At 66.3% G+C, this 26,428-nt stretch carries 25 protein-coding genes and 1 tRNA gene; 14 read left to right on the top strand and 12 right to left on the bottom strand.

Annotated features, from left to right (window positions below; genetic code table 11):
• The first annotated feature begins 58 nt into the window (after positions 1-58).
• A complete protein-coding gene (locus ACFPTO_RS11030; protein ID WP_377711399.1) occupies positions 59-1,726 on the top strand; it encodes a hypothetical protein in 1,668 nt (555 codons plus the stop codon).
• Positions 1,727-1,837: 111 nt separating this feature from the next.
• Here ACFPTO_RS11030 and ACFPTO_RS11025 read toward each other — a convergent pair whose 3' ends face one another.
• Complete coding sequence (locus ACFPTO_RS11025; RefSeq protein ID WP_377711398.1) at positions 1,838-2,083, bottom strand: cysteine-rich CWC family protein; 246 nt, start codon at positions 2,081-2,083, stop codon at positions 1,838-1,840.
• A 278-nt stretch (positions 2,084-2,361) separates the two neighbouring features.
• On the opposite strand from ACFPTO_RS11025, the gene argB reads away from it, so the two are divergent.
• From argB to ACFPTO_RS10985, 8 genes are all read left to right on the top strand, one after another.
• Positions 2,362-3,261 (top strand): acetylglutamate kinase, encoded by a 900-nt coding sequence (gene argB / locus ACFPTO_RS11020; RefSeq protein WP_293034901.1) that lies wholly within the window; start codon positions 2,362-2,364, stop codon positions 3,259-3,261.
• A 43-nt stretch (positions 3,262-3,304) separates the two neighbouring features.
• Positions 3,305-4,063 (top strand): pyrimidine 5'-nucleotidase, encoded by a 759-nt coding sequence (locus ACFPTO_RS11015; RefSeq protein WP_377711397.1) that lies wholly within the window; start codon positions 3,305-3,307, stop codon positions 4,061-4,063.
• A 51-nt stretch (positions 4,064-4,114) separates the two neighbouring features.
• Positions 4,115-4,804 (top strand): nucleoid occlusion factor SlmA, encoded by a 690-nt coding sequence (slmA, locus tag ACFPTO_RS11010; RefSeq protein WP_377711396.1) that lies wholly within the window; start codon positions 4,115-4,117, stop codon positions 4,802-4,804.
• A gap of 114 nt (positions 4,805-4,918) precedes the next feature.
• On the top strand, positions 4,919-5,500 hold the full coding sequence (locus ACFPTO_RS11005) for an HdeD family acid-resistance protein (protein WP_377711395.1): 582 nt from the start codon (positions 4,919-4,921) through the stop codon (positions 5,498-5,500).
• 273 nt (positions 5,501-5,773) lie between these two features.
• Positions 5,774-6,919: a homoserine O-succinyltransferase MetX gene (metX, locus tag ACFPTO_RS11000; RefSeq protein WP_377711394.1), complete on the top strand. Its 1,146-nt coding sequence runs from the start codon at positions 5,774-5,776 to the stop codon at positions 6,917-6,919.
• A complete protein-coding gene (gene metW, locus ACFPTO_RS10995) occupies positions 6,916-7,524 on the top strand; it encodes a methionine biosynthesis protein MetW (RefSeq protein ID WP_377711393.1) in 609 nt (202 codons plus the stop codon). The genes metX and metW overlap by 4 nt, the downstream gene beginning before the upstream one ends.
• Positions 7,525-7,593: 69 nt before the next feature.
• Positions 7,594-9,000, top strand: coding sequence for an AmpG family muropeptide MFS transporter (locus ACFPTO_RS10990; RefSeq protein ID WP_377711392.1), 1,407 nt, complete (start codon positions 7,594-7,596; stop codon positions 8,998-9,000).
• Complete coding sequence (locus ACFPTO_RS10985; protein ID WP_377711391.1) at positions 8,997-10,037, top strand: M48 family metallopeptidase; 1,041 nt, start codon at positions 8,997-8,999, stop codon at positions 10,035-10,037. The genes ACFPTO_RS10990 and ACFPTO_RS10985 overlap by 4 nt, the downstream gene beginning before the upstream one ends.
• A gap of 62 nt (positions 10,038-10,099) precedes the next feature.
• On the opposite strand, the gene ACFPTO_RS10980 is transcribed toward ACFPTO_RS10985, so the two are convergent.
• The 5 genes from ACFPTO_RS10980 to gatC all read right to left on the bottom strand — a co-directional run bounded on the left by ACFPTO_RS10980 (position 10,100) and on the right by gatC (position 15,335).
• On the bottom strand, positions 10,100-10,879 hold the full coding sequence (locus tag ACFPTO_RS10980) for an exodeoxyribonuclease III (protein WP_377711390.1): 780 nt from the start codon (positions 10,877-10,879) through the stop codon (positions 10,100-10,102).
• A 66-nt stretch (positions 10,880-10,945) separates the two neighbouring features.
• On the bottom strand, positions 10,946-11,782 hold the full coding sequence (locus tag ACFPTO_RS10975; RefSeq protein ID WP_377711389.1) for a PPK2 family polyphosphate kinase: 837 nt from the start codon (positions 11,780-11,782) through the stop codon (positions 10,946-10,948).
• A 132-nt stretch (positions 11,783-11,914) separates the two neighbouring features.
• Positions 11,915-13,390 (bottom strand): Asp-tRNA(Asn)/Glu-tRNA(Gln) amidotransferase subunit GatB, encoded by a 1,476-nt coding sequence (gene gatB, locus ACFPTO_RS10970; protein ID WP_377711388.1) that lies wholly within the window; start codon positions 13,388-13,390, stop codon positions 11,915-11,917.
• Between the two features lie 2 nt (positions 13,391-13,392).
• Positions 13,393-14,883, bottom strand: a complete 1,491-nt coding sequence (gene gatA / locus ACFPTO_RS10965) for an Asp-tRNA(Asn)/Glu-tRNA(Gln) amidotransferase subunit GatA (RefSeq protein WP_377711387.1) — start codon at positions 14,881-14,883, stop codon at positions 13,393-13,395.
• A 152-nt stretch (positions 14,884-15,035) separates the two neighbouring features.
• Positions 15,036-15,335: an Asp-tRNA(Asn)/Glu-tRNA(Gln) amidotransferase subunit GatC gene (gene gatC / locus ACFPTO_RS10960; protein WP_293037765.1), complete on the bottom strand. Its 300-nt coding sequence runs from the start codon at positions 15,333-15,335 to the stop codon at positions 15,036-15,038.
• Between the two features lie 578 nt (positions 15,336-15,913).
• On the opposite strand from gatC, the gene ACFPTO_RS10955 reads away from it, so the two are divergent.
• From ACFPTO_RS10955 to rodA, 5 genes are all read left to right on the top strand, one after another.
• A complete protein-coding gene (locus tag ACFPTO_RS10955) occupies positions 15,914-16,957 on the top strand; it encodes a rod shape-determining protein (protein ID WP_124152902.1) in 1,044 nt (347 codons plus the stop codon).
• Positions 16,958-17,117: 160 nt separating this feature from the next.
• A complete protein-coding gene (mreC, locus tag ACFPTO_RS10950) occupies positions 17,118-18,194 on the top strand; it encodes a rod shape-determining protein MreC (RefSeq protein WP_377711386.1) in 1,077 nt (358 codons plus the stop codon).
• Complete coding sequence (mreD, locus tag ACFPTO_RS10945; RefSeq protein WP_377711385.1) at positions 18,194-18,706, top strand: rod shape-determining protein MreD; 513 nt, start codon at positions 18,194-18,196, stop codon at positions 18,704-18,706. Before mreC ends, mreD begins: the two co-directional genes overlap by 1 nt.
• 27 nt (positions 18,707-18,733) lie before the next feature.
• Positions 18,734-21,019 (top strand): penicillin-binding protein 2, encoded by a 2,286-nt coding sequence (gene mrdA / locus ACFPTO_RS10940; protein ID WP_377711384.1) that lies wholly within the window; start codon positions 18,734-18,736, stop codon positions 21,017-21,019.
• 16 nt (positions 21,020-21,035) lie between these two features.
• Positions 21,036-22,196, top strand: coding sequence for a rod shape-determining protein RodA (gene rodA, locus ACFPTO_RS10935; protein WP_377711720.1), 1,161 nt, complete (start codon positions 21,036-21,038; stop codon positions 22,194-22,196).
• Positions 22,197-22,281: 85 nt separating this feature from the next.
• Here rodA and ACFPTO_RS10930 read toward each other — a convergent pair whose 3' ends face one another.
• The 6 genes from ACFPTO_RS10930 to ACFPTO_RS10905 all read right to left on the bottom strand — a co-directional run bounded on the left by ACFPTO_RS10930 (position 22,282) and on the right by ACFPTO_RS10905 (position 26,384).
• A complete protein-coding gene (locus tag ACFPTO_RS10930; RefSeq protein ID WP_377711383.1) occupies positions 22,282-23,073 on the bottom strand; it encodes a tetratricopeptide repeat protein in 792 nt (263 codons plus the stop codon).
• Positions 23,070-23,852: an HpcH/HpaI aldolase family protein gene (locus ACFPTO_RS10925; protein WP_377711382.1), complete on the bottom strand. Its 783-nt coding sequence runs from the start codon at positions 23,850-23,852 to the stop codon at positions 23,070-23,072. The genes ACFPTO_RS10930 and ACFPTO_RS10925 overlap by 4 nt, the downstream gene beginning before the upstream one ends.
• A 313-nt stretch (positions 23,853-24,165) precedes the next feature.
• The gene (gene queD / locus ACFPTO_RS10920) at positions 24,166-24,609 is read right to left on the bottom strand and encodes a 6-carboxytetrahydropterin synthase QueD (RefSeq protein ID WP_377711719.1); all 444 of its coding nucleotides are present in this window, start codon (positions 24,607-24,609) and stop codon (positions 24,166-24,168) included.
• 9 nt (positions 24,610-24,618) lie between these two features.
• A complete protein-coding gene (queE, locus tag ACFPTO_RS10915; protein WP_377711381.1) occupies positions 24,619-25,251 on the bottom strand; it encodes a 7-carboxy-7-deazaguanine synthase in 633 nt (210 codons plus the stop codon).
• 77 nt (positions 25,252-25,328) lie between these two features.
• Positions 25,329-26,063, bottom strand: coding sequence for a 7-cyano-7-deazaguanine synthase QueC (gene queC / locus ACFPTO_RS10910; RefSeq protein ID WP_377711380.1), 735 nt, complete (start codon positions 26,061-26,063; stop codon positions 25,329-25,331).
• Between the two features lie 245 nt (positions 26,064-26,308).
• Positions 26,309-26,384: transfer RNA gene (locus tag ACFPTO_RS10905), tRNA-Phe, on the bottom strand.
• Between the last annotated feature and the right edge of the window lie 44 nt (positions 26,385-26,428).

Raw genomic sequence — 26,428 nt, 5'->3', positions numbered from 1 at the left:
TAGGGCTTGTCAAACTAAGCCATCTTGGCAGTCCTTCTGTATTACGGCTGGAGAAACGATGCCCAACGATCCCCGCGGCCCATTTCAGTCCATACAGCCCGTCTTGCAGCCGATCTGGCAACTCTTTCTCGATTACCTCGACTGCGCTTCTCACCCAGCTTCGCACCCGGCGTCGGACGCCAGCGCCCGCGCACTGCTCGACCGGACTGCCGACGCGCTGCGCGCGCTCGACGACGAATCCCTGCTTCAAGCCGTCAATATGGCGCGCGAGGCCGGCAGACTCGACGAAGTCATCCGCATCGCGACCGCCGCCGCCCGGCTCGCCCCCGGGCGCGCCGGCCCGAGCTTCGCTGCCGGGCTCGCGCTGCAGTTCGCCGATCGACATGCCGAAGCGGCGGAGATTTACCGTCGCGCATTGGCCGTCGCCCCCGCATTTCCCAATCTTCGCAATAATCTCGCAGCAGCATTGATTCACGTCAATGGCAAAAGTGAGGAAATCGCCCGGCTTCTTGAAGATTGCGTCGCCGACAATCCCGGCGACAGGCTCGCCTGGATCAACCTCGGGCGGCTACGGCCGGACGATACGGGCGTTGCGCGCGCAATCGACGCCAACCGGCGCGCGCTCGCCATCGCGCCACACGATCCGCTCGCGCTCAACAATTACGCACTGGCGCAAAAGGAAGCCCAGAACTGGGACGAGGCCGAGCGCGCGGCCCGCGCCGCCTGCCACTACGCGCCGGACGACCCCGTATCGCGCTTCAATCTGTCCCTGATTGACCTCGCCCGTGGACGTTACGTCGAGGGCTGGCCCGGGCACGAGCGGCGCTGGCAAGGCGCAGCGGAACTGAAGCGCGGACGGCCGGTGTTCACGAAGCCGCAATGGCAGGGCGAGCCGATTGCGGGCCGCACGCTGCTGTTGTGGGGCGAGCAGGGCATGGGCGACCTGCTGCAGTTCTGCCGCTACGTGCCGCTTCTCGCCGAGCGCGTGCATCGCGAAGGCGGCCGCCTGCTCTGGAATTCGTTTCCGCAGATGGGTGCACTGCTCGAGCGCAGCCTCGGCGGCCACTGCGATGGCTACAGCGCGGGCGGCGGTATCGAAAGCCTTCCGCCGCATGACTGCGAAGTGTCGCTGATGAGCCTGCCATTTCACTTCGGCACGTGCGAAGACACGATCCCTGCCCCGCTGCGCTACCTCGCCTCCGACCCGGCGGCGGCGGCGCGCTGGCGCAAGTGGCTCGCAGGCGAACGGCGCCTGAAAGTTGGCCTTGTGTGGACAGGCAGCGCCGGACATCAGCGCAATCCGTACCGGCACATCGGGCTTGCGCGCCTGGCGGCGCACTTTGCCGGGCTGACCCACGACGTCGCGTTCTACTCGCTGCAGCCGGGCGCAGCCGACGATGTCGCCGCGGCGCGCGCTACGGGCTTCGATATCGCCGATTTCAGCGCCCAGTGGCAAACCTTCGACGACACCGCCGCATTCGTCGATGCGCTCGATCTCGTGATTTCGGTGTGCACGTCGAGCGCCCACCTCGCCGGGGCGCTCGGCCAGCGCACCTGGGTGCTGCTCGACGTGAATCCGCATTGGGTCTGGCAGCTCGAACGGCGCGACAGCCCGTGGTACGCGCACACGACGCTGTACCGGCAAAAGGCGTTCAGGCAGTGGGAGCCGGTGCTCGACGAAGTCGCCGCCGATCTCTGGGCGCTTGCGCGGGCGCGGGCCGATTGAGTCCTGGCCTGAGCGTTGACCTACGCGCTAACCGGCGCGCTGCCCCGATCGCAAGCCGTGCGCACGCGCATGCGCGTGCGGGACATGCGGGGCATGCAGGAATTCCGCCAGTCAAGTCGCGCGAGGGCCGCTGCCGGCGAGATTACCCGGCCCGGCGGCGGAGGCCGCCGCCGCGTCGGCGAGGCACTCGGGACACAGGCAGCGTCCGCGCGGATCGAGCTGGTTCGCGGCAAGCGCAGGAAGCGAGCGGCACCAGCAATCGAAAGGTTCGGTGTTCCGGCCGCAGTCGAAGGCCCGGCCGCAGCGCGGGCAGCGCGCGCATTTGAGACTGGCGGCGGAAGTGACGGGGGCGGTCATGGCGGCGCGCTCATCGTGAAGCCGGTGTCGGCAGTACGGAAATGATGCCACAGCGCCACGCCTGGATTCGAGCGGCGGCGCGAACACGCCAGCACGCGCTTTCGTCGTCTGTTTGGGCAGCACGCGGTACAACGCCGGAACGCCGTCCTGGCGCGCGTTACGGCGTGTTGCGCCGTGTTGCGCGCAGGCCCGCGCACCGTCTTGAAAACGCTGTTGCAGCGCGCCAGTCCTGTACAATCCGGCCTGTTTCAACCGTCTTTTTGCCCACTCCCGCCGCCATGTCCGAGCCTATCGACCTCTCGCAGATCGCGCCCACCCTGAAAGCCGAAATTCTGGCTGAAGCGCTGCCCTACATCCGCCAGTATCACGGCAAGACCATCGTGATCAAATACGGCGGCAACGCCATGACCGAAGAACGTCTGAAGCAGGGCTTCGCCCGCGACGTGATCCTGCTGAAGCTCGTGGGCATCAATCCGGTCATCGTGCACGGCGGCGGCCCGCAGATCGACCAGGCGCTCAAGAAGATCGGCAAGCAAGGCACCTTCATCCAGGGCATGCGCGTCACGGACGAGGAAACGATGGAAGTCGTCGAGTGGGTGCTCGGCGGCGAGGTGCAGCAGGACATCGTCACGCTCATCAACCACTTCGGCGGCCACGCCGTGGGCCTGACCGGCAAGGACGGCGGCCTGATCCGCGCGCGCAAGCTGATGATGCCGGACCGCGACCAGCCCGGCCAGTACGTCGATATCGGCCAGGTGGGCGAAGTCGAGTCGATCAATCCGGCGGTCGTGCGGGCGCTCCAGGACGATGCATTCATTCCGGTCATCTCGCCGATCGGTTTCGGCGAAGACGGCTACTCGTACAACATCAACGCCGATCTCGTGGCGGGCAAGCTCGCGGTCGTGCTCAACGCCGAAAAGCTCGTGATGATGACCAATATCCCGGGCGTGATGGACAAGGCGGGCAATCTGCTCACGGATTTGTCGGCGCGCGAGATCGATGCGCTGTTCGAAGACGGCACGATCTCGGGCGGCATGCTGCCGAAGATCGCGTCGGCGCTCGACGCGGCCAAGAGCGGCGTGCGCTCCGTGCACATCATCGACGGGCGGATCGAGCATTCGGTGCTGCTCGAAATCCTGACCGAGCAGCCGTTCGGCACGATGATCCGCTCGCATTGAAGCTTGCGGCGGCGCGCGTTCGCGCCGCTTCCGGAGGGTCGCCATGACCATCGCACGAGCGCGCCAACGCCGGCCGCAGCGCGCTGCGCGCACGCCGGTCTGGCTCTTCGACCTCGACAACACGCTGCACGGCGCGTCGCACGCGATCTTCCCGGCCATCAACCAGGCGATGACGCAATACATCGTCGATGCGCTCGGCGTGAGCCACGACGTCGCGAACCAGCTGCGCACGAGCTACACGCACCGCTACGGTGCGGCGCTGCTCGGTCTCACGCGCCACCATCCCGTCGATCCGCACGACTTCCTCAAGGTCGTCCACACGTTCCCCGACCTGCGCGCGATGCTCGTCGCCGAACGCGGACTCGCGCGCATCCTCGCCGCGCTGCCGGGCCGCAAGATCGTGCTGACCAACGCGCCCGAAGCCTATGCGCGCGCGGTGCTCGCGGAACTCGGCATCGCGCGGCTCTTCGAGCGCGTCATCGCCATCGAGCACATGCGCACGCGCCGCGGCTGGCGCGCGAAGCCCGACCGGGCCATGTTGCGCGCGATGCTGCGCCGCGCCGGGGCATCGCTCGCCGATGCGATCCTGATCGAGGACACGCGCGGCCATCTGAAGCGCTACCGGCAGCTCGGCATCCAGACGGTATGGATCACCGGACACCTGCCCGAGCGAGCGCCGGCGATGCGCGCGGGCGGTCGCTCAGGCAGCAGCGGCAGACCGCACTATGTCGATCATCGCGTTCGTTCGTTAAAATCGCTACACGCTGGCCTGCGGTCGGGACGACTGCGGCAGACGGAGTGAGGACGTGACCGCTCGGAAAGGACTTCGGCGGCAAGATCAGGGGCGACATTCATGCAGCCGACAGACACGCGTGACGCAGTCGTAACATCAGCGCCCTCGGGCGTAGTGCACCGCACCGGCCGCCCGAAGCCGGGCGAGCGCCGTATTCACATTCTGCAGACGCTCGCGTCGATGCTCGAAACGCCGCGCGGCGAAAAGATCACGACAGCGGCGCTGGCCGCGCGGCTCGGTGTTTCCGAGGCCGCGCTCTACCGCCATTTCGCGAGCAAGGCCCAGATGTACGAAGGGCTCATCGATTTCATCGAGCAGACGCTGTTCGCGCTCATCAACCAGATCGTCGCGAAGGAGCCGAGCGGCGTGCTGCAGGCGCGCGCCATCGCGCTCATGCTCATCAACTTCGCCACCAAGAACGCCGGGATGACGCGCGTGCTGACCTGCGAAGCGCTCGTGGGCGAGCACGAGCGGCTGGCCGAGCGCGTGAACCAGATGCTCGACCGGATCGAGGCGTCGCTGCGCCAGTGCCTGCGCGTGGGCGTCGCCGAAGGCAGCGAGAGTGGCGAGGGCGGCGAGGGCGGGCACAACCCCGGCGCAACGGCTCTACCGAAGGGGTACGATCCGGCTATGCGCGCCAATCTGGTCGTGCGCTACGTGATCGGCTGCTGGCACCGCTACGCGCAAAGCGGCTTCACGCGCTCGCCGGTCGAGCACGCCGACGAACAGCTTCGCGTGATCCTGCAGTAACGCGCACGCGTTGGCGCGACGGCGTGCGGTCGGCCAGCGGCACGGCTGGGGCCGTGCATTGGTCAGGCCGCGGCGCACATCGGCACTGTGCTCCACCACAAGGAGAACAAACGCATGAACCATTCGTTGCCGAGCGCTCCGCTCCCATTCCTTTCCGGTCTATCCGCCCACTGGGGCTGGCTCCTCGCCCGCGGCATCTCGGCCATCCTTTTCGGCGTGATCGCGCTTGCCTGGCCGAGGTGGACCGTCCTCGCGCTCGCGCTCGTCTGGGGCGCCTACGCCATCGTCGACGGCGCCTTCGCGCTGATCTACGGTGCGCGCGGCGGCGGAACACGACGCTGGAGTTATATCTTCGTGGGCCTGATCGGCGTGATCGCCGGTTTCGTCGCGTTCTTCTGGCCCAACGAGACGGCCATCATCCTCGTCATGATCATCGGCTTCTGGGCGCTGGCCATCGGCGTCTTCGAGATCATCTACGCCTTCCAGTATCGCCGCGCCATCGCGCATCCCTGGGCGGTCGGGCTCTCGGGGCTGCTCTCGGCCGTCGTCGGCTTCTTCATCGTGATGTTCCCCGGCGCAGGCGCGCTTTCGCTGATCTGGCTGATCGCCGCCTATGCGTTCGTCTACGGCTTCCTGATGATCGTCGCCGCGCTCCAGCTGCGGCGCTGGCGCAATACGCATCCGGCAATGGCGTAACGCGTACCACCCACCGCGCGATCCATTCGCCGCCCCGGTTGATTCACCGCATTGCCGGGGCGCAATTTCCGCTATACTCTGCGCTTGTCTTCTGACATCGACGCGCCGATTTGCTGACTCGATTGCGGGCGCGCGAACCTGAAAGCCACTGTGAGATCCACGGCTCCCGGGTTCATTACAAATGCGGCTAAAGAGGTCGTCAGCCGAGCCAACCCACCGCATTTCGCGCCCGCCGACACCGTCTAGCCGCCCCGAAAAACCAAGGCGGAACGAATGGAATCGATCGGCATCGTCGCTCCACACACACTGCATTTCAACGAACCTCTGCGCCTGCAGAACGGCACGTCGCTCGCCGGGTACGACCTCGTCGTCGAAACCTACGGCACGCTCAACGCCGCACGCAGCAACGCCGTGCTCGTCTGTCACGCGCTCAACGCGTCGCATCACGTCGCGGGCGTCTACGAGGACGACCCGAAAAACGTCGGCTGGTGGGACAACATGGTCGGCCCCGGCAAGCCGCTCGACACCAACCGCTTCTTCGTGATCGGCGTGAACAACCTCGGCTCGTGCTTCGGCTCGACTGGCCCGATGAGCGTCGATCCGGCGACCGGCCAGCCCTACGGCGCGAAGTTTCCGGTCGTCACCGTCGAGGACTGGGTGGATGCCCAGGCGCGCGTGGCCGACCGCTTCGGCATCGACAAATTCGCCGCCGTGATGGGCGGCAGCCTCGGCGGCATGCAGGCGCTCGCCTGGAGCACGCGCTATCCGGAGCGGGTCGGCCACTGCATCGTGATCGCCTCGACGCCCAAACTCTCCGCCCAGAACATCGCGTTCAACGAGGTGGCGCGCTCGTCGATCCTCTCGGACCCCGAGTTCCACGGCGGCGACTACTACGCGCACGGCGTGAAGCCGAAGCGCGGCCTGCGCGTGGCGCGCATGATCGGCCACATCACCTATCTCTCCGACGACGACATGGCCGAGAAATTCGGCCGCGCGCTGCGCCGCGCGGAAGGCGCCGTCGACGAATACAACTTCAACTTCGACGTCGAATTCGAGGTGGAGTCGTATCTGCGCTACCAGGGCGACAAGTTCGCCGACTACTTCGACGCGAACACATACCTGCTCATCACGCGCGCGCTCGATTACTTCGATCCGGCCAAGGCGTTCGACGGCGATCTCACCCGCGCGCTCGCGCATACGAAGGCGAAGTATCTCGTGGCGAGCTTCACGACCGACTGGCGCTTCGCGCCCGCGCGCTCGCGCGAGCTCGTGAAGGCGCTGCTCGACCACAAGCGCCAGGTGACCTACGCGGAAATCGACGCGCCGCACGGCCACGACGCATTCCTGCTCGACGACGCGCGCTATCACAACGTCGTGCGCGCTTACTACGAACGTATTGCCAGCGAGGTGGGCGCATGAACCCGAGCGCTTTCGACAGTCTTTCCGCCCGTCCCGACTTCCGCACCATCGCACGCTGGATCGAGCCGCGCTCGACGGTGCTCGATCTCGGCTGCGGCGACGGCTCGCTGCTCGCCTTGCTCGGCGAAGAGCTGGAATGCACGGGCTACGGCATCGAGATCAACGATGCGGGCGTGCTCGCATCGGTCACGAACGGCATCAACGTGATCCAGCAGAACCTGGAAGACGGCCTGCGTCTTTTCGAGGACGCGAGTTTCGACTTCGCGATCCTCTCGCAGACGCTGCAGACCATCCACCAGACGGCCGCGATCCTGCGCGAGACCGCGCGCGTGGGCAAGGAATGCATCGTCTCGTTCCCGAACTTCGGCTACTGGCCGCACCGGCTTTCGGTGCTGCGCGGACGCATGCCGGTGTCGAAATCGCTGCCCTACCAGTGGCACAACACGCCGAACGTGCGTGTGCTCACTGTGAAGGATTTCGAAGCGCTCGCACCCGAAGCGGGTGTCGAAATTCTTGACCGCGCCGTACTGCACGGCGGCCAGACCGTTCGATGGGGCGTGAACTGGCGTGGTAGTCTTGCGGTCTATCGCGTAAGGAAAAAATAACGTCGCCGGCAGCGCGGCGTGTTTTTTCGACCCAGACCCACAAAAACCGCCGCCGCCGCTGACGACGACATGCCGAATCCAGCCCACGAGGCCCCCGCCCGCAACATTCACGTAGACGCGCACGAAGAACATCCCGGCTGGCGGGCGTATCTGAACACGCACATGCTGATCTGCGTGTTTCTCGGCTTCACCTCCGGGCTACCGCTTTTCACGCTCGTCTATCTCGTGCAGGCGTGGCTGCGCTCCGAAGGCGTCAACCTCAAGGAAATCGGCCTCTTCGCGCTGATCCAGTTCCCTTACACCTGGAAATTCGTCTGGGCGCCGCTGATGGACCGCTACGTGCCGCACCTGCCGGGCTGGCGTCCGGGCCGCAGGCGCGGCTGGATGCTCGTCACGCAAATTCTCGTGGCGCTCGCCATCGCGGCACTCGGCTTCGTCTCGCCGAAGGACGCCATCTGGACGGTGGCCGCGCTCACGGCGCTCGTCGCGTTCTTCGGCGCGAGCCAGGACATCGCCATCGACGCCTACCGGCGCGAGCTGCTGACCGACACGCAGCAGGGCCTCGGCAATGCGGTGCACGTGAACGCGTACAAGATCGCCGCGCTCGTGCCCGGCTCACTCGCGCTGATCCTCTCCGATCACCTGCCGTGGCAGACCGTGTTCGTCGTCACGGCCGCGTTCATGATTCCCGGCATGATCATGGCGCTCGTGGTGAGCGAGCCCGAGGTGCACGGCACGCCGCCGAAGAGCCTGCGCGCCGCGATCGTGCAGCCGTTCGCCGAATTCGTGCGCCGCGACGGCTGGAAGGGCGCGCTCTTCGTGCTCGCGTTCATCTTCCTCTACAAGCTCGGCGACACGATGGCCACCACGCTCTCGACGTCGTTCTTCCTCGACATCGGCTACTCGCGCACGGAAATCGGCGTGATCGCCAAGATGACGGCGTTCGGCGCGAGCCTCGCGGGCGGCATCGTCGGCGGCGTGGCGCTCGTGAAGATCGGCATCGGGCGCGGCCTGTGGATCTTCGGTTTCCTGCAGATGGTCTCGACGCTCGGCTTCGCGTGGCTCGCGCAACTCGGGCCCGGCTCGCCGTCGCTCGCGGCGATCTACGATGCTGTCGTCGCCACGAGCCATGCCGTATCGCAGGTCACGAGCGCATTGGGCTGGAACCTGCAGCTCTCGCTTGATCCGCGCGCCGTGGCGCTCGCGCTCGTCTACGGCTTCGAGACGTTCGCGACCGGTCTCACGCTCGCCGCGTTCACCGCCTATATCGCGAGCACCACCGATCCGCGCTACACGGCCACCCAGTTCGCGCTCTTCACGAGTCTCGCGGCCGTGCCGCGCACGCTGGCGTCCGCAGCGAGCGGTTATCTGGTCGCAAAGATCGGCTGGTTCGACTACTTCATCCTCTGCACGGCGCTCGCTGTACCGGGTATGCTCCTGCTGGTCCGTATCGCCCCGTGGAGAATCACGTCGTGACCCCGCAGCACATTGCCGTGCCCGCAACGCAACCGGCACCTCGCCGCCCGCGCCGGCACGGCGCACGCGCACTGGCACTCGCGGCGGCGCTGCTGGCGGCGTCCATGGCATTGCACGTGGGCGGCGCGCAGGCCGCGAACGCTGTCGCTGCGACCGGGCCCGCCGCATCCACGGTGCAAAACGCCTCCGATCTGGCCACCCGGGCGCCCGCCCCGAGCATGAGCACGGGCCGCCAGGTGCGCTTCGGCAATGGCGCCGTGTACCGCAACCTGATCCCCTCGCCGATGCTGGAGGCGCAGGCCGCCGCCGAATATGCCGAGATCGTGCGCGGCGCGGCCCACTCCGACCGGCTCTATCCCGACAGCGACCCGCACGTGGAGCGCGTGCGCTTCTTCGTGAACCGCCTTGCGCCCTTCGCGCAGAAATGGGGCGACCGCGTGAAAAGCTGGAAATGGGAGGTGGCGGTGATCCGGTCGCCGGATATCCGCATGTACTGCCTGCCGGGCGGCAAGATCGTCGTGTACGGCGGCCTGCTCGACCGCGTGAAGCTCAACGACAACGAATTCGGCATGCTGCTCGGCCACGAGATCGCGCATGCGGTGCGCGAGCACGTGCGCGAGCGCCTCGGTGAGCAACAAGCGGCGCAGATCGAATCCGGCAGCGTGCCGCAACTCTTCGGGCTCGCCGATCTGGGCGTGTTTCCGCTCGGCATCGGCTCGCAGCTCGTCGAAATGCACTACGGCCACGCCGACGAAACCGAAGCCGATGTGATCGGCGGCGACATTGCGTCGCGCGCGGGCTTCGATCCGCGTGCGGCGGTTACGCTCTGGGACAAGCTCGCCGCGGCGACGAAGAACGACCGCGATCAGGGCTTCATCTACGTGCATCCGTACACGAGCGCGCGCCGCGCCGACATCGTCAAGCGCCTGCCCGACATGATGCCGCTCTACGCGAAGGCGATCGGCGTATCGGTCGATGCGCTGCCCGACTACGCGGGCATTACCGTGCCGCAACGGCGCAAGATCGCAGCGCCCTGACGCGGACGCCGCCCCGCGTCACCCAATCTCACCCAACATCACCCGATGTCACGCACCGGCGGTCAGCGCCCGACCTTGTAGTCGTAGTCGATGGTGAGCGGCGCGTGGTCGCTGAACTTGATGTCCCTGAAAATCGACGTGCGCTTCGCGGTCGCCGCGATGCCGGACGTGGCGATCTCGTAGTCGATGCGCCACCCCACGTTCTTCGCGTACGCCTGGCCGCGGTTGCTCCACCAGGTGTACTGCTCGGGCCGCGAATCGAGCGTGCGGAACACGTCGACATAACCGACTTCGTCGAAGAGCTTCGTGAGCCACGCGCGCTCCTCGGGCAGGCAGCCCGAGTTCTTCTGGTTGCCCTTCCAGTTCTTGATGTCGATTTCCTTGTGGACGATGTTCACGTCGCCGCACACGATCACTTCGCGCTCGCGCGCGAGTTCGGCGAGATGCGGCATGAACGCGTCCATGAAGCGGTATTTCGCGGCCTGGCGCTCATCGCCGCTCGAACCCGAGGGCACATACACCGACACGATCGACAGCTTGCCGAAGCGCGCCTCGACGTAGCGTCCTTCGGGATCGAACTCGTCGCTGCCGAAGCCGATGATCACCTCGTCCGGTTCGTGGCGCGTGTAGAGGCCCGCGCCGCTGTAGCCCTTCTTCACCGCGTGCTGGAAATAGCCGGTGAAATCGTGCGGCGCGAGAAATTCGGGCGTCATGTCGTCCTGCGAGCATTTGATTTCCTGCACGCAGAGCACGTCGGCCCTCTGCTCTCCGAACCACTCGAAGAAGCCCTTCTTCGCCGCCGAACGAATGCCGTTGAGGTTCGCGGTGATCACACGCAACATGTCTTGTTTCCTTGTGGTTTGCGCCCGCTCTGTGCCGCTGCGCGAGGCGTGTTATCGCTTGTGGAGCTAGTCGACCTGGACGCCCTTCAGTTCTTCCTTGGCGGGCGGGAATTCGAGCTTGAGACCTTCGAGCACGCGCAGCAGCAGCTCGGCCACCATCACGTTGCGATGCGACTTCGAATTCGCCGGAATCACGTACCACGGCGCGTACTCCGTGGACGTGGCCGCGAGCGCATCGCGATAGGCTGCCTGATAGGCGCCCCAGCTCTTGCGCGCTTCGAGGTCGGAGAGGTCGAACTTCCAGTGCTTGGTCGGGTCGTCGATGCGCGCCTGAATGCGCCCCTTCTGCTCGTCTTTGGAGATGTGCAGCAGGCACTTGATGATGGTCGTGCCGGTTTCCGTGAGCATCGCCTCGAACTCGCGGATCTGGCGATAGCGGCGCTCCCACTCGGTCGCGTCGATCTGGCCCATCACGCGCGGTACGAGCACGTCTTCGTAGTGGCTGCGGTTGAAGATCGTCAGCTCGCCCGCCGCGGGCACTTGCCGGTGCACGCGCCAGAGAAAATCGTGCGCCGCCTCGATGGCGTTCGGCGCGCGAAACGGCACGATGCGCAGGCCGAGCGGATCGACCTCGTGAAAGACGCCGCGGATCGTGCCGTCCTTGCCGCTCGTATCCATGCCCTGCAACACGAGCAGCACGCGCTCATACCGTTGCGCGTGCAAGCGCTCCTGCTGCACGTCGATGCGCTCGCTGACCACGGACAGGCGGTCGCGGTCGCCTTCCTTGGTTCCCGTGCTGAACGGCTTGGCCGACGGATCGAGCGCGTCGAGGGAGAATTTCGCCGCCCGCTTGTCGCTGAAGTACGGCACGCGGTAGTCATCGAGACTCGGGGGCTTCGTCATGCGGGGTTCTCCTCTTGTTCCAAAGCGCTCACTCCGGTCCCAACGCGCATACTCCGGCGGCGCATCAAACGGCAGGGCGGCGTCGCGCGGCTTGCGCGACGCCGCCCTGCGGTGGCCATTGCCGGTCAGCGCTCAGGATAGCTTTTTCTTCAGCAGCTCGTTCACCTGCTGCGGATTCGCCTTACCCCTGGTTGCCTTCATCGCCTGGCCGATCAGCGCGTTGAACGCCTTCTCCTTGCCCGCGCGGAATTCCTCGACCGACTTCTGGTTCGCGGCGAGCACTTCGTCGATGATCGCTTCGAGCGCGCCGGTGTCCGAAATCTGCTTGAGGCCCTTTGCATCGATGATGCGATCGGCAGCGTCGGCGCCCTCGGCCTTCTCTTCCCACATCGCGAGGAACACTTCCTTCGCGATCTTGTTCGAGATCGTGCCGTCGGCAATGCGTTGCAGCAACAGCCCGAGTTGCGCAGCCGAAACCGGCGACGCGTCGATATCGAGGCCTTCGCGATTCAACTGCGACGACACTTCGCCCATCAGCCAGTTCGCGGCAACCTTCGCCTGGGCGGCGCCGGTCGTCGCGACCACGGCCTCGAAGTACACCGCCATCGACTTGGCCGCCGTGAGCACGCCCGCGTCGTACGGCGTGACGCTGTACTGCTCGACGAAGCGCGTCTGCATCGCCGCGGGCAGTTCGGGCATCGCGCCCTTCACGCGCTCGATCCACGCTGCATCGATCACGAGCGGCATCAGATCGGGATCGGGGAAGTAGCGGTAATCGTGCGCGTCTTCCTTGCTGCGCATTGAGCGCGTCTCGCGCTTGTCCGGGTCGTAGAGGCGCGTTTCCTGCACGACGGTGCCGCCGTCCTCGATCAGTTCGATCTGGCGGCGCACTTCGTACTGGATCGCTTCTTCGAGGAAGCGGAACGAGTTCAGATTCTTGATTTCGGCGCGCGTGCCGAATTCCTGCTGGCCGACCGGACGCACGGAGACGTTCGCATCGCAGCGGAACGAGCCTTCCTGCATGTTGCCGTCGCAGATGCCGAGCCACATGACGAGGCTATGCAGCGACTTCGCATAGGCCACGGCTTCGGCGGCGCTGCGCATTTCCGGCTCGGTGACGATTTCGAGCAGCGGCGTGCCCGCACGGTTCAGGTCGATGCCCGTCATGCCCGCGAAGTCTTCGTGCAGCGACTTGCCCGCGTCCTCTTCGAGGTGGGCGCGCGTGAGATTGACGGTTTTCTCGTAGGCTTCCTTGCCGGTCTTCTCGTTGGCCGGCACCTGGATCGTGACCTGCCCGCCCTGCACGACCGGAATCTCGTACTGGCTGATCTGATAGCCCTTCGGCAGATCCGGATAGAAGTAGTTCTTGCGCGCGAAGATGCTGCGCGGCGCGACCGTTGCGCCGATCGCGAGACCGAAGCGGATCGCGCGCTCGACGGCGCCGCGGTTCATCACCGGCAGCACGCCCGGCAGCGCGAGATCGACGGGGCAGGCCTGCGTGTTGGCATCGGCGCCGAACTGCGTCGAAGCACCCGAGAAAATCTTCGACGCCGTCGACAACTGCGCGTGCGTCTCAAGACCGATAACGACTTCCCATTGTGTTGCCATGTTCACACCCCTGCCGGAGCCTTGCGATGCCAGTCGGTCGCGCGCTGGAAAGCGTCGGCGACCTGCAGCATGCGGGCCTCGTTGAAATAGTTGCCGACGATCTGCAGACCGACCGGACGCTGCGCATTCGCTCCCGCGCCGAAGCCGCACGGCACGCTCATGCCGGGCAGGCCCGCAAGGCTCGTGGAGAGCGTGTAGATGTCCGCGAGGTACATCTGCAGCGGATCGTCGCCCTTCGCGCCGAGGTCCCACGCCACGCTCGGCGCGACCGGGCCCATGATGACGTCGCACTGCCTGAACGCTTCCTGGAAGTCCTGCGCGATGATGCGGCGGATCTTCTGCGCCTGCAGGTAGTACGCGTCGTAGTAGCCGTGCGAGAGCACGTAGGTGCCGACCAGAATGCGGCGCTTCACTTCCGGGCCGAAGCCCTCGGCCCGCGACTTCTTGTACATGTCGAGCAGATCGCGGTAGTCGGCCGCGCGATGGCCGTAGCGCACGCCGTCGAAACGCGAGAGGTTCGACGAGGCTTCGGCGGGGGCGATGACGTAGTAGACGGGGATCGACAGTTCGGTCTTCGGCAGCGACACCTCGACGAGCGTGGCGCCGAGCGATTCGTAGACCTTGAGCGCGGCGTCGATGGCCGCGCGGACGTCGTCGGCGAGACCCGCGCCGAAGTATTCCTTCGGCAGGCCGATGCGCAGGCCCGCGAGCGGCTTGTCGGCGGATGCGTCGGCGCTCCAGCGCGCGCCGAGATGGCGCGTGTAGTCCTCGTCGTCACGCTGCAGGCTCGTCGAGTCGCGCTCGTCGAAGCCCGCCATCGCGTTGAGCAGCAGGCCGCAGTCGGCGGCGCTGTGCGCGAACGGGCCGCCCTGGTCGAGCGACGAGGCAAACGCGATCATGCCGTAGCGCGACACGCGGCCGTAAGTCGGCTTGATGCCCGTGACGCCCGAGAACGACGCGGGCTGGCGGATCGAGCCGCCCGTGTCCGTGCCGGTCGCGGCGGGCGCGAGGCGCGCCGCCACGGCCGCGGCCGAGCCGCCCGACGAGCCGCCCGGCACTGCCCGCTCGTCCCATGGGTTCTTCACGGCGCCGAAGTGCGAGTTCTCGTTGGACGAGCCCATCGCGAATTCGTCCATGTTGGTCTTGCCGACGCACACCATGCCCGCGCGTTCGAGCCGCGCGACGACGGTGGCATCGAACGGGCTCACGTAGTTTTCGAGCATCTTCGAGCCGGCCGTCGAGCGCCAGCCGCGCGTGACGAACACGTCCTTGTGCGCGAGCGGCAGGCCGAGCAGCGCGCCGGTTTCGCCGGCGGCGAGGCGCGCGTCGGCGGCCTTCGCCTGGGCGAGCGTCAGCTCCGGATTGACGTCGACGAACGCGTTCAGCGCCTTATACCGGTCGATTCGCGCCAGATAATGCTGCGCCAGCTCGACTGCCGAGTATTCCCTGGCAGCCAGCGAGGCGCGCAGTTCGGTCAAGCTTTTTTCATGCATTGCGAGGTTCCTGGAAGAACGTGGCGGCGACGCTTCCTGCGTGCGCCGTCATACGGGGCTTCGTGCCCAGCCGGCAGGCCGCGCCCCGTGAGATCGGGGAGCCGTCGCGGCACTTTCATGCGCCCGCGACGGGAAAACCGTGTGCCCGAGGCTTATTCGATCACGCGCGGCACGAGATAGAGGCCGTCCTGTACCGCGGGCGCCGGGCGCTGAAACGCGTCGCGGTCGACGGTTTCGGTCACGGCATCCTCGCGCAGACGCAGCGCGACGTCCTCGATCTGCTCGATCGGATGCGCGAGCGGCGCGATGCCGGTGGTGTCGACGGCCTGCATCTGCTCGACGAGGCCGAAGAAGTTGTTCAGGCGTTCGAGCGTATTGCCGGCTTCGGCGTCGGCCAGTTCGAGACGCGCGAGATGCGCGATTCGCTTCACATCGTTGAGGGTCAGGGCCATGCGGTCACCGGAAAAAATGGGCTGTAGCTCCAGCCGTTGCGCCAGGTTCGAAAAAACAGTGCTGCAACAGCGATTTATCGCGCCGGATCCGGCTCTGGAGGAAAGCTTCGACGTCGTCAAAAACTACCTTTCGGATCCTGCAAAACACGCAAAATTATAAGGTATCATTACGCGTTCGACCCAAACCCGGATAGCCTTGCATCTGCCTTTCGTCTGTCTTTGGTCGCCGATCACAGCACTTCGGCAGCGCCTGTGCAACACTTCGCAGCCAAAGTACTGGCGAAGCGCTGACATACATGCGCAGGCACACAGCGCACGCAAACCGGTGCGCAAACGGCACGCGAAAGGTGCGCAGCAGGCGCGCAAAGGCACATAAAGGCACGAAGGGGCTACGGGGCATGCAAGGGGCAGGCTCGCGGCAGACTCAAGACGCCACCGGTTTGCCCCCGGTAATCATTCCCGCAGTGTCAGGTTCCTCGCGGCGCGCTTCGCGCCCGGCCTGGGGCTGTTATTTTTTCCGCTGCCGTCCTTGACCCGCCCGTCTGGAAGGTCGGCCACAAGCGAGACAGGATTTTTGAATGTTCGGTTTTCTGCGTAGCTATTTCTCAAACGACCTCGCGATCGACCTCGGCACCGCCAACACGCTGATCTACATGCGGGGCAAGGGCATCGTCCTCGACGAGCCGTCCGTCGTGTCGATCCGCCAGGAAGGCGGCCCGAACGGAAAGAAGACCATTCAGGCCGTCGGCAAGGAAGCCAAGCAGATGCTCGGCAAGGTACCGGGCAACATCGAGGCGATCCGCCCGATGAAGGACGGCGTGATCGCCGACTTCACCGTCACCGAGCAGATGATCAAGCAGTTCATCAAGTCGGCTCACGAATCGCGCATGTTCTCGCCGTCGCCGCGCATCATCATCTGCGTGCCGTGCGGCTCGACCCAGGTCGAGCGCCGCGCGATCAAGGAAGCCGCGCACGGCGCGGGCGCCTCGCAGGTCTACCTCATCGAAGAGCCGATGGCCGCCGCAATCGGCGCCGGCCTGCCGGTTTCGGAAGCCACGGGCTCGATGGTCGTCGACATCGGCGGCGGCACGACCGAAGTCGGCGTGATCTCGCTCGGCGGCATCGTCTACAAGGGCTCGGTGCGCGTGGGCGGCGACAAGTTCGACGAGGCCATCGTCAACTACATCCGCCGCAACTACGGCATGCTGATCGGCGAGCAAACCGCCGAAGCCATCAAAAAGGAAATCGGTTCCGCCTTCCCTGGCTCCGAAGTCAAGGAAATGGAAGTGAAGGGCCGCAATCTTTCGGAAGGCATCCCGCGCAGCTTCACGATCTCCAGCAACGAAATCCTCGAAGCGCTGACCGATCCGCTGAACCAGATCGTCTCGTCCGTGAAAATCGCGCTTGAGCAGACGCCGCCGGAACTCGGCGCCGACATCGCCGAGCGCGGCATGATGCTCACGGGCGGCGGCGCGCTGCTGCGCGACCTCGACCGCCTGCTCGCAGAAGAAACCGGCCTGCCCGTGCTCGTCGCCGAAGATCCGCTCACCTGCGTCGTGCGCGGGTCGGGCATGGCGCTCGAGCGCATGGACAAGCTCGGCAGCATCTTCTCGTACGAGTAAGCACACGTATCCCATGCGAGCGGCGCGGCACATTCCGCACATCCCGCAGATCCTGGAGAGGCAGCCAGTTCGCTGCCTGGTTGCTGCCTCGTCGCCCGCTAACAGGCGCCCCTCGTAGCGCCACCGGTTCATCCATCCGCACACGCCCCCGGCGCCGACCATGGAATACAGTCCGCCGCCTCTGTTCAAGCAAGGCCCTTCGGCACTTGCGCGGCTCATCCTCTTTGTCGCGCTGTCGCTGGCCCTGCTGGTCTCCGACGCCCGCTTCAAGACGCTCGAAGTCGTGCGCGGCGTGCTCGGGGCAGGCCTCTACCCGTTGCAACGCGCGGCGCTCGTGCCGCGCGATCTCATCATGGGCGCCGCCGATCTCGCGGTGACGGGCGCCACGCTGCGCACCGAGAACGCGCAACTCCACGCGCGCAATCTCCAGCTTTCGCAGGAAGCCAATGTCGCCACCGCGCTCAGCGCCGAAAACGCGCACCTGCGCGCGGTGCTGCAGTTGTCGCAGCGCATCGGCGCGCAGTCGACTCCCGCCGAAATCCAGTACGACACGCGCGACCCGTTCACGCAGAAGGTCGTGATCGGGCGCGGCTCGCAGCAGAACATCCAGACCGGCTCGCCCGTGGTGAACGAGGACGGCGTGGTCGGCCAGGTCACGCGTGTATTCGCGATGCAGTCCGAAGTCACGCTGCTCACGGACAAGGACCAGGCCGTCCCGGTCGAAATCGTGCGCACGGGCCTGCGCAGCGTGATTTACGGCACCGCGCAGGGTGCGCTGCTCGACCTGCGTTTCGTGCCGATCAGCGCCGACGTGCAGATCGGTGACGAACTCGTGACGAGCGGCCTCGACGGCGTATATCCGCAAGGACTGCCGGTCGCGAAGGTGCTGCGTGTGGACCGCCAGGCCGACACCGCGTTCGCGCGCGTGGTCTGCGTGCCGATCGCCACCGTGCGCGGCGCGCGCCAGGTGCTCGTGCTGCACTATGTTTCTCAGGATCCGCCGCGTCCCGCCGAGACCGAGCCCGTCGACCCGAAGGACGCGAAAAAGAAGGCCGAAGCGAAGAAAGCCGCCGACAGGAAGGCAGCGGAGAAGGCAGCAGACGGCAAGGCACAGCCCGCCGCCGCGGCAACGGCCGCGCCAGCCCCGGCAGCAACCCAGGCCGCACCGGCGGCCAAACCAACGGCCCGTTCCGCGCAGCACAGCGTGGCGCCCGCCGCCGCGCCGGAGCATCCGTGATGCCGCGTCCGCAATACATCCTGCAGCCGGTCAACCCGTACTTCATCGCGTTCAGCCTCGCCGCCGCGTTCCTGCTGAACCTGCTGCCGTGGGGCAAACTGCCGGGCGTGCCCGACTTCGTCGCGCTCGTGCTGCTGTTCTGGAACATCCACCAGCCGCGCAAGGTCGGCATGGGCCTCGCGTTCTGCCTCGGCCTCATGATGGACGTGCATAACGCCAGCCTGCTCGGCGAACACGCGCTCGCGTACACGCTGCTGTCGTACGGCGCGATCACGATTCACCGCCGCGTCCTGTGGATGTCGCTCGGCGTGCAGGTTTTCGCCGTGATGCCGATGCTGGTCGGCACGCAGGTCGTGCCGTTCGTGATCCGCCTCTTGATGGGCGCATCGTTTCCCGGCTGGGATTACCTCTTGAGCGGTTTCGTCGCCGCCGTGCTGTGGCCCGTTGCGAGCATCGTGCTCCTCCTGCCGCAGCGCCGCCCCGTCGATCCCGACGACACGCGGCCCATCTGAGCGGCGCACGCGGGCCGGACCCATCGCATGACCGAATTCAAGGACACCCAGAGACAGATTCTGAAGTTCCGCCTGCGCGTTGGCGCGGCGGGACTGTTCGTGTTCGTCTGCTTCGGGCTGATCGCGACCCGTTTCCTCTGGCTGCAGGTCTGGAACCACAGCAAATATTCGCTGCAGGCCGACGAAAACCGCATCTCCGTCGCGCCGATCGTGCCGAACCGCGGCATCATCACCGACCGCAACGGCGTCGTGCTCGCCAGGAACTACTCGGCCTACACGCTCGAAATCACGCCCTCGAAGCTGACCGACACGCTCGACAACACGATCGACCAGCTCTCGACGGTGATTCCGATCGACCCGCGCGACCGCCGCCGCTTCAAGAAGCTGCTTGAAGACTCGAAGAACTTCGAGAGCCTGCCGATCCGCACCCGCCTCACCGACGACGAAGTCGCGCGCTTCACCGCGCAGCGCTTCCGCTTCCCCGGCGTGGAAGTGCGCGCGCGCCTGTTCCGCCAGTACCCGCTCGGCCAGACGGCCGCGCACGTGATCGGCTATATCGGCCGCATCTCGCAGCGCGACCAGGAGCGCATCGACGACGCCAGCGACCAGAACAACAGCGATCCCGAGCACTACGATCCGCGCCGCGACGCGAACAACTACAAGGGCACCGACTACATCGGCAAGATCGGTGTCGAGCAGAGCTACGAAACCGAACTGCACGGACTGACCGGTTTCGAGGAAGTCGAAGTCACGGCGGGCGGGCGCCCCGTGCGCACGCTCTCGCGCACCCAGTCGACGCCGGGCAACAACCTGCGGCTGTCGATCGACATCGGCCTGCAGCAGATCGCCGAGCAGTCGTTCGCGGGCCGGCGCGGCGCGCTCGTGGCAATCGAGCCGGCGACCGGCGACATCCTCGCGTTCGTTTCCGCGCCGAGCTTCGATCCAAACGCGTTTGTCGACGGCATCGACCAGCAGACCTGGGACGAGCTCAACAACTCGCCCGATCACCCGCTGCTCAACCGGCCGCTGCACGGCACCTATCCGCCCGGCTCGACCTACAAGCCGTTCATGGCGCTCGCGGCGCTCACGCTGCACAAGCGCACGCCGGAATGGGGCTTCCAGGATCCGGGCTACTACATGTTCGGTGGCCACCGCTTCAACAACGACGTGCGATCCGGCCAGGGCTGGATCGACATGAACCGCGCGATCATGGTGTCGAACGACACCTACTTCTTCATGCTCGCGCACGATCTCGGCGTCGACAACATCGCCAACTTCATGAAGCCGCTCGGCTTTGGCCAGATCACGGGCATCGATATCGCGGGCGAGGCGCGCGGCATCCTGCCGTCGACCGAGTGGAAGCGCAAGGCCTACCGCAAGCCCGAGCAGCAGCGCTGGTACGAGGGCGAGACGGTCAGCCTCGGCATCGGCCAGGGCTACAACTCGTTCACGATCCTGCAGATCGCGCACGCGACCGCGACGCTCGCCGACAACGGCATCGTCATGAAGCCGCACCTCGTGAAGGAAATCGAGAATCCGATCACGCGCGAAGTGCACCTCACGGTGCCGCACGAAAGCGCTCGCCTGAACGTGTCGCAAGCGGACATCGACGTCGTGAAGCGCGGCATGGAAGGCGTGACGATGAACCCGTCGGGCACCGCGTACCAGATCTTCGCGAACGCGCCGTACACGTCAGCGGGCAAGACCGGCACGGCGCAGGTGTTCTCGCTGCAGGGCGCGAAATATCAGGCGCATGCCCTCGCCGAGCATCTGCGCGACCACGCGCTCTTCATCGCGTTCGCGCCGGCCGACAAGCCGAAGATCGCGGTTGCGCTGATCGTCGAGAACGGCGGCTGGGGCGCGCAGGCCGCAGGCCCGATCGCGCGCCGCGTGCTCGATTACTACCTCCTCGACCGCCAGAAGCCGGGCGTCCTGCAAGCCGCGGTGGCCGCAGCGGCGTCCGCCGCGCAGGATGCGTCCGAGCCCGTGATCGGCGCGCCGCAGGAAACCTCCGATACCCAGCCGGTGAAGGTCGCCGCCGGGTTCAAGCCGCTGCCGGTTCCCGGCGCGGCTTCGGCTGCGGCTGCCGCGTCGGCTGCTGCGTCGGCTGCTGCGGCAGCGGCGGCAGCGGCGGCAGCGCCCGCCAGCGCGGCTTCGGGTGCCGCTTTGGGGGCCGCATCCGCGCCGCGCCGGGGCGAGCCGCACCGCCGCCCGTCGCGCCCCGCGAGCGCGCCGGACACGGCCGCCCTCGCGCCCTCGCGCAACGACGGCCAGCCGGCGCAGCCGTCCCCCGCAGCCGGCATCGACGAGTAAGGAATCCGCCATGCCCATGTTCCAGTTCGACAAGATCGACAAGCGCGCGGTGTTCGACACGATCCGCAAGATGTTCATCGGCTTCGACCGGCCGCTGGCGCTCACCGTGTTCCTGCTGCTGTGCGTGGGCATCGTGACGCTGTACAGCGCGAGCCTCGACGTACCGGGCCGCGTCGAGGACCAGCTGCGCAACATCATGCTGACCTTCGTCGTGATGTGGGTGCTCGCGAACGTGCCGCCCACGACGCTGATGCGCTTCGCCGTGCCCATGTACACATTCGGCATCGCGCTGCTGATAGCGGTGGCGATGTTCGGCCTCACGCGCAAGGGCGCGAAGCGCTGGATCAACGTGGGCGTCGTGATCCAGCCATCGGAAATCCTCAAGATCGCCACGCCGCTCATGCTCGCCTGGTATTACCAGCGCCGCGAAGGCGTGACGCGCTGGTACGACTTTCTCGTCGGCTTCATCATCCTGCTCGTGCCGGTCGGCCTGATCGCCAAGCAGCCCGACCTCGGCACCGCCGTGCTCGTGTTCGCGGCCGGCTTCTTCGTGATCTACTTCGCGGGGCTGTCGTTCAAGCTGATCGTGCCGGTGCTGATCGCGTGCGTGATCGCCGTCGCATCGATTGCCGTCTTTCAGGACAAGATCTGCCAGCCGCAGGTGAACTGGCCGCTCCTGCACGACTATCAGAAGCACCGCATCTGCACGCTGCTCGACCCGACATCCGATCCGCTCGGCAAGGGCTTCCACACCATTCAGGCCGTGATCGCGATCGGCTCGGGCGGGCCGCTCGGCAAGGGCTGGCTGAAGGGCACGCAGTCGCACCTCGAGTTCATCCCCGAAAAGCACACCGACTTCATTTTCGCGGTGTTCTCCGAGGAATTCGGCATGGCGGGCGGACTCGTGCTGCTCACGCTCTATATGTGCCTGATCGCGCGCGGGCTCTATATCGCCGCGAATGGCGCCACGCTGTTCGGGCGATTATTGGCCGGATCGCTGACGATGGCCTTCTTCACCTACGCGTTCGTGAACATCGGGATGGTGAGCGGCATCCTGCCCGTGGTGGGCGTGCCGCTGCCGTTCATGAGCTACGGCGGAACCGCGCTCACGACGCTCGGCATCGCGATCGGACTGATCATGAGCGTCGGCCGCCAGAAGCGGCTCATGCAGAGCTAGCTTGGGCGAAACACGGCGCGCCGGGTGTTCGCGGCGGCGCGCCGCGCTTTTGCTCTGCTTTGCCGGTGCGTTGCCGGTGTTTTGACTACTGCGGCGTCGCGCCAGGCGCAGACTTCATCAACTGCGAACTCAACTGCCGGTACTTGAGCAACGCTACCCGGTCGCCCTGCGCCGCCGCCGCCGCGTAGTACGCGCGCGCGACGTTGAGGTTTTTCGGCACGCCGTCGCCGCCGTGCTCGTAGAACGAGCCGGTCACGTATTGCGCCGTCATGTCGCCGCCTTCAGCCGCCTTCTTGTACCAGTAGAACGCCTGCTTGTTGTTGCGCGTCGTGCCGCGTCCGTCGAGGTACTGGTTCGCCAGCGCAAGCTCGGCCTGCACGTGGCCCTGCTTCGCCGCCTTCAGGAACCATGGGTGCGCCTGCGCCGGATCGCGTTCGACGAAGTCGCCGTCGTCGTACATCTTCCCGTAGACGTACTGGGCATGCGACATGTTCGCGTCGGCGGCCTTGCGCAGCCACCGGCGGCCCTCGCCGACGTCCGTCGCGCCGCCTTCGCCGTTCAGCAGCATCATCGCGTAGTCGAATTCCGCGAGACGGTTGCCGCGCTCAGCCGCCGCGCGAAACTCGGTCAGCGCGGCGCTCAGGTTGCCCGCGTTGTAATCGGCGACGGCATTGGCCGTCTGCGGATCCGACTGCGCACCCGCGCCCGTCGCACCGGCCGCGCCGATGGCGGGTCCGGCCGCGGGTCCGACTGAGGGTCCGGCTGCAAAGCACGCCGCCGCAACAGCCGCGGCAAAAAGCCCGGCTGCCGCGCGCGCCGCCGTCCTCGCAGCCTTCCCCGCCGTCGTTCCCGCAGTCGCCCCTATATTGCGCCTCATGATCTCGCCTCCTGGAGCGCCTGCCGCGTCGCGCGCACAAGCCAGATCACATCGGCGGCAAGCGCAATGAAGCTGAAGCCCATGTCGCGGTACTGCTTCGCCTGCGCCGCATCCATCGCGAAGATGCCCGAGGCCACGCCCGCGTTCCGCGCCGCAGTGACGATGCGCAGCATCGCCGCGTTGACATCGGGATGCTTCGAGTCGCCCAGATGGCCAAGGCTCGCGGCCAGATCGGCGGGACCGGCGAACAGGCAATCGACGCCCAGCGTCGCCGCGATCTTCTCCACCTCACCCAGCGCCTGCGCCGATTCGATCTGGACGATGCACGCGATCTGCGCATTCGCGCCGTGCAGGTAGTCGCGCCGCATGCCGTACGCAGCCGCGCGCACGACGCCCGCCACGCCGCGCCGTCCATCGGGCGTGCGGTCGTCCGGATACTGCGTGAGGCTCACGGCATGCGCGGCTTCCTCGGCGGTGCCGATGTTGGGAAACATCACGGTGCGCGCACCCGCGTCGAGCACGCGTTTGACGAGCCACGGCTCGCTGGTGGGCAGGCGCACGACCGGCTCGGTCGGCAGATGGGCGGCGGCAATCGCGCGCAGCTGGGCGACCGTATCCGCGCTGTCGTTGGGCGCGTGCTCCATGTCGATCAGCAGCCAGTCGAATCCGGCGTGCGCGAGCGCCTCGGCGGCGGTTTCGCTGCCCATCGACAGCCACAGGCCGTAGAGCGGCCCGGCCTCTCTCAAACGTTCTTTCAGGGGATTGGTGAAGGTGCTCATCGCCGTGCTCCCGGCGAGGCCGCGAGCCGCGCGCATCGTGTCCGGGCGTGTGGCCCGGCGGCGCCGCAACCGGCATGTCTCGCTATGTTTATGTTGTCCGTCCGCGCGGAAGGTGCGCGGCCTTGCTGCAATGATGATACAGCGACAATAAACACCGCCATCGGGCGGAAAACCCGGTGCGGCGAGGCATCGACAGACACGGGGAAGGGCGTGCGCGCGCCGGTGACGGCGCGCGCGGGAGCATGCTGCCTGGAAGCGGGCTGCGCGTGCGCGCGGCTTGGTGGTGGACCTGGCAGTGGACCTGGCGGCGGACTTAGTCGCGGACGACTTCAGCCCAGCAGTTCGGCGTCTCGTAGAGACGCACTTTATGGAGCTGGAGGTTCACGCCGTAGTGGGCGTCGTAGACGTTCGCGAGGATCTCGAACGCAAGCGCCGCGAGATTCTCGACGGTCGGAATGCGGTCGACCACGACGGTCTTGTGGCCCGGCAGCGTGTCGAGGAACCCGCGCACCTGCGTGTCGCCTTCATAGACGAGAAACGCGTGATCCCAGCGGTCGACGAGATGCTGGTTCGCGAGCGCCTTCACGTCCGCGAAATCCATCACCATGCCGCGGTCGGGCGCGCCTTCGGCCTCGACCGTGTCGCCCTGCAGCGTGACTTCGAGCACATAGCGATGGCCGTGCAGGTTGCGGCACTGGCTGCGGTGGTCGGGGATGCGGTGGCCCGCATCGAATTCGAGTTTTCGGGTGATCGTCAGCACGGCGCGTCAGGGAATGTTCAGGTACTTGTGAGTCTGCATCGAGAGGCGCCACTGCGGATGGCGCTTGCACCAGTCGATGGCCAGTTTCGTGTTCAGGTCGCGCGACGGGCCGTCCATCGGCTGCACGAGAAAATACTCGAAGTCGAGCTTTGCATAGTCGGCGAGGCGCTGGTTGTCCTGCGGCACCACGACCTTCAGCTCGTTGCCCTTCGTGACGACGAGCGGCGCATCGGCCTTCGGGCTCACGCACACCCAGTCGATCGAATCGAGCACCGGCAGCGAACCGTTCGTTTCGATGGCCATTTCGAAGCCCGCGGCATGCAGCGCGTCGACGAACGGCTGGTCGATCTGCAGCATCGGCTCACCTCCCGTGCACACGACGAAGCGGTTGCCTTCGCCCTCGGGCCACAGCGACGCGATTTTCGCAGCCAGTTCTTCGGCGAGCGGGTACTTGCCGCCGTTCTCGCCATCGGTGCCGACGAAGTCCGTATCGCAGAACCGGCACACGGCAGTGGCCCGGTCCTCTTCACGGCCCGACCACAGGTTGCAGCCGGCGAACCGGCAAAACACGGCCGGGCGCCCGGCATTCGCGCCTTCGCCCTGCAATGTGTAGAAAATTTCCTTTACCGCGTAAGTCATGCTGCTGCCTGATCCTGGATCGGGTTGAGTCGGCTGCCCGAGTCTGCTTCCGAGTCTGCCTGCATACGCCGGGGGCCTCAAAGCGGCGCTTCGGTAACCTTCTCGCCCGCGAGATACGCTTCGTAACCGCGCTTGCGCAGCTTGCAGGCCGGGCATTCGCCGCAGCCGAAGCCCCATGCGTTCAGTTCGGCGCGCTCGCCGAGATAGCACGTATGTGTCTCGACGCGCACCAGCTCCACGAGTTCCTTGCCGCCCAGTTGCTCGGCAAGACGCCAGGTGTCGGCCTTGTCGAGCCACATCAGCGGCGTTTCGAGCACGAAGCGGCTGTCCATGCCGAGGTTCAGTGCGACCTGCAGCGCCTTCATGGTGTCGTCGCGGCAGTCGGGATAGCCCGAAAAATCGGTTTCGCACATGCCGCCGACCAGCACCTTGAGCCCGCGCCGATAGGCAATCGCCGCGGCGATCGTCATGAACATCAGGTTGCGGCCCGGCACGAACGTGTTCGGCAGGCCGCTCGCGGCAGTTTCGATCTCGATCTCGCGCGTCATGGCGGTGTCGCTGATCGAACCGAGCACCGAGAGGTCGACCATGTGATCTTCGCCCAGACGTCCGGCCCACGCGGGGAACGCACGCGCAATCGCCGAGCGAAAGCCCTCGCGGCACGCCAGTTCCACGCGATGGCGCTGGCCGTAATCGAAGCCGAGCGTCTCGACAGTGTCGTAGCGGTCGAGCGCCCAGGCGAGGCACGTGGCCGAGTCCTGGCCGCCGGAAAACAGCACGAGTGCGCCGGTCTTGGCGTCTGTTCGAGTCACCGTGAAACTCCGTGTGTGAGGTTCCCGCACAGCGTCGCGAACGCCGCCGCCGTGCCGCAGGTAGCCCGGGGCCGTACCGGTTCATGCGGTGCCGGCTCATGCAGCTAATGCAGTATAGGCCCAGGCCCTTCGCGGGAGGATCGGCGCCCGGCGCATACGGCTGGCTGGCTGCCGCATCGGCGCGACAGAACAGCAGAACAACGAAAAAGCCCCAGGAATCGTGCGATCTCCTGGGGCTGCAATTCTGGTGGCCTGGGACGGAATCGAACCATCGACACGCGGATTTTCAATCCGCTGCTCTACCAACTGAGCTACCGGGCCAACGAAGAACGCAGATTATAGCGAGGCTCGCAGCCCAACGCAAG

This window comes from Paraburkholderia denitrificans (genome assembly GCF_042655705.1).
Lineage (GTDB): Bacteria > Pseudomonadota > Gammaproteobacteria > Burkholderiales > Burkholderiaceae > Paraburkholderia > Paraburkholderia denitrificans.
Note: the sequence above shows the minus strand (reverse complement) of the source record. Positions and strands in the feature narration are given on the sequence as shown.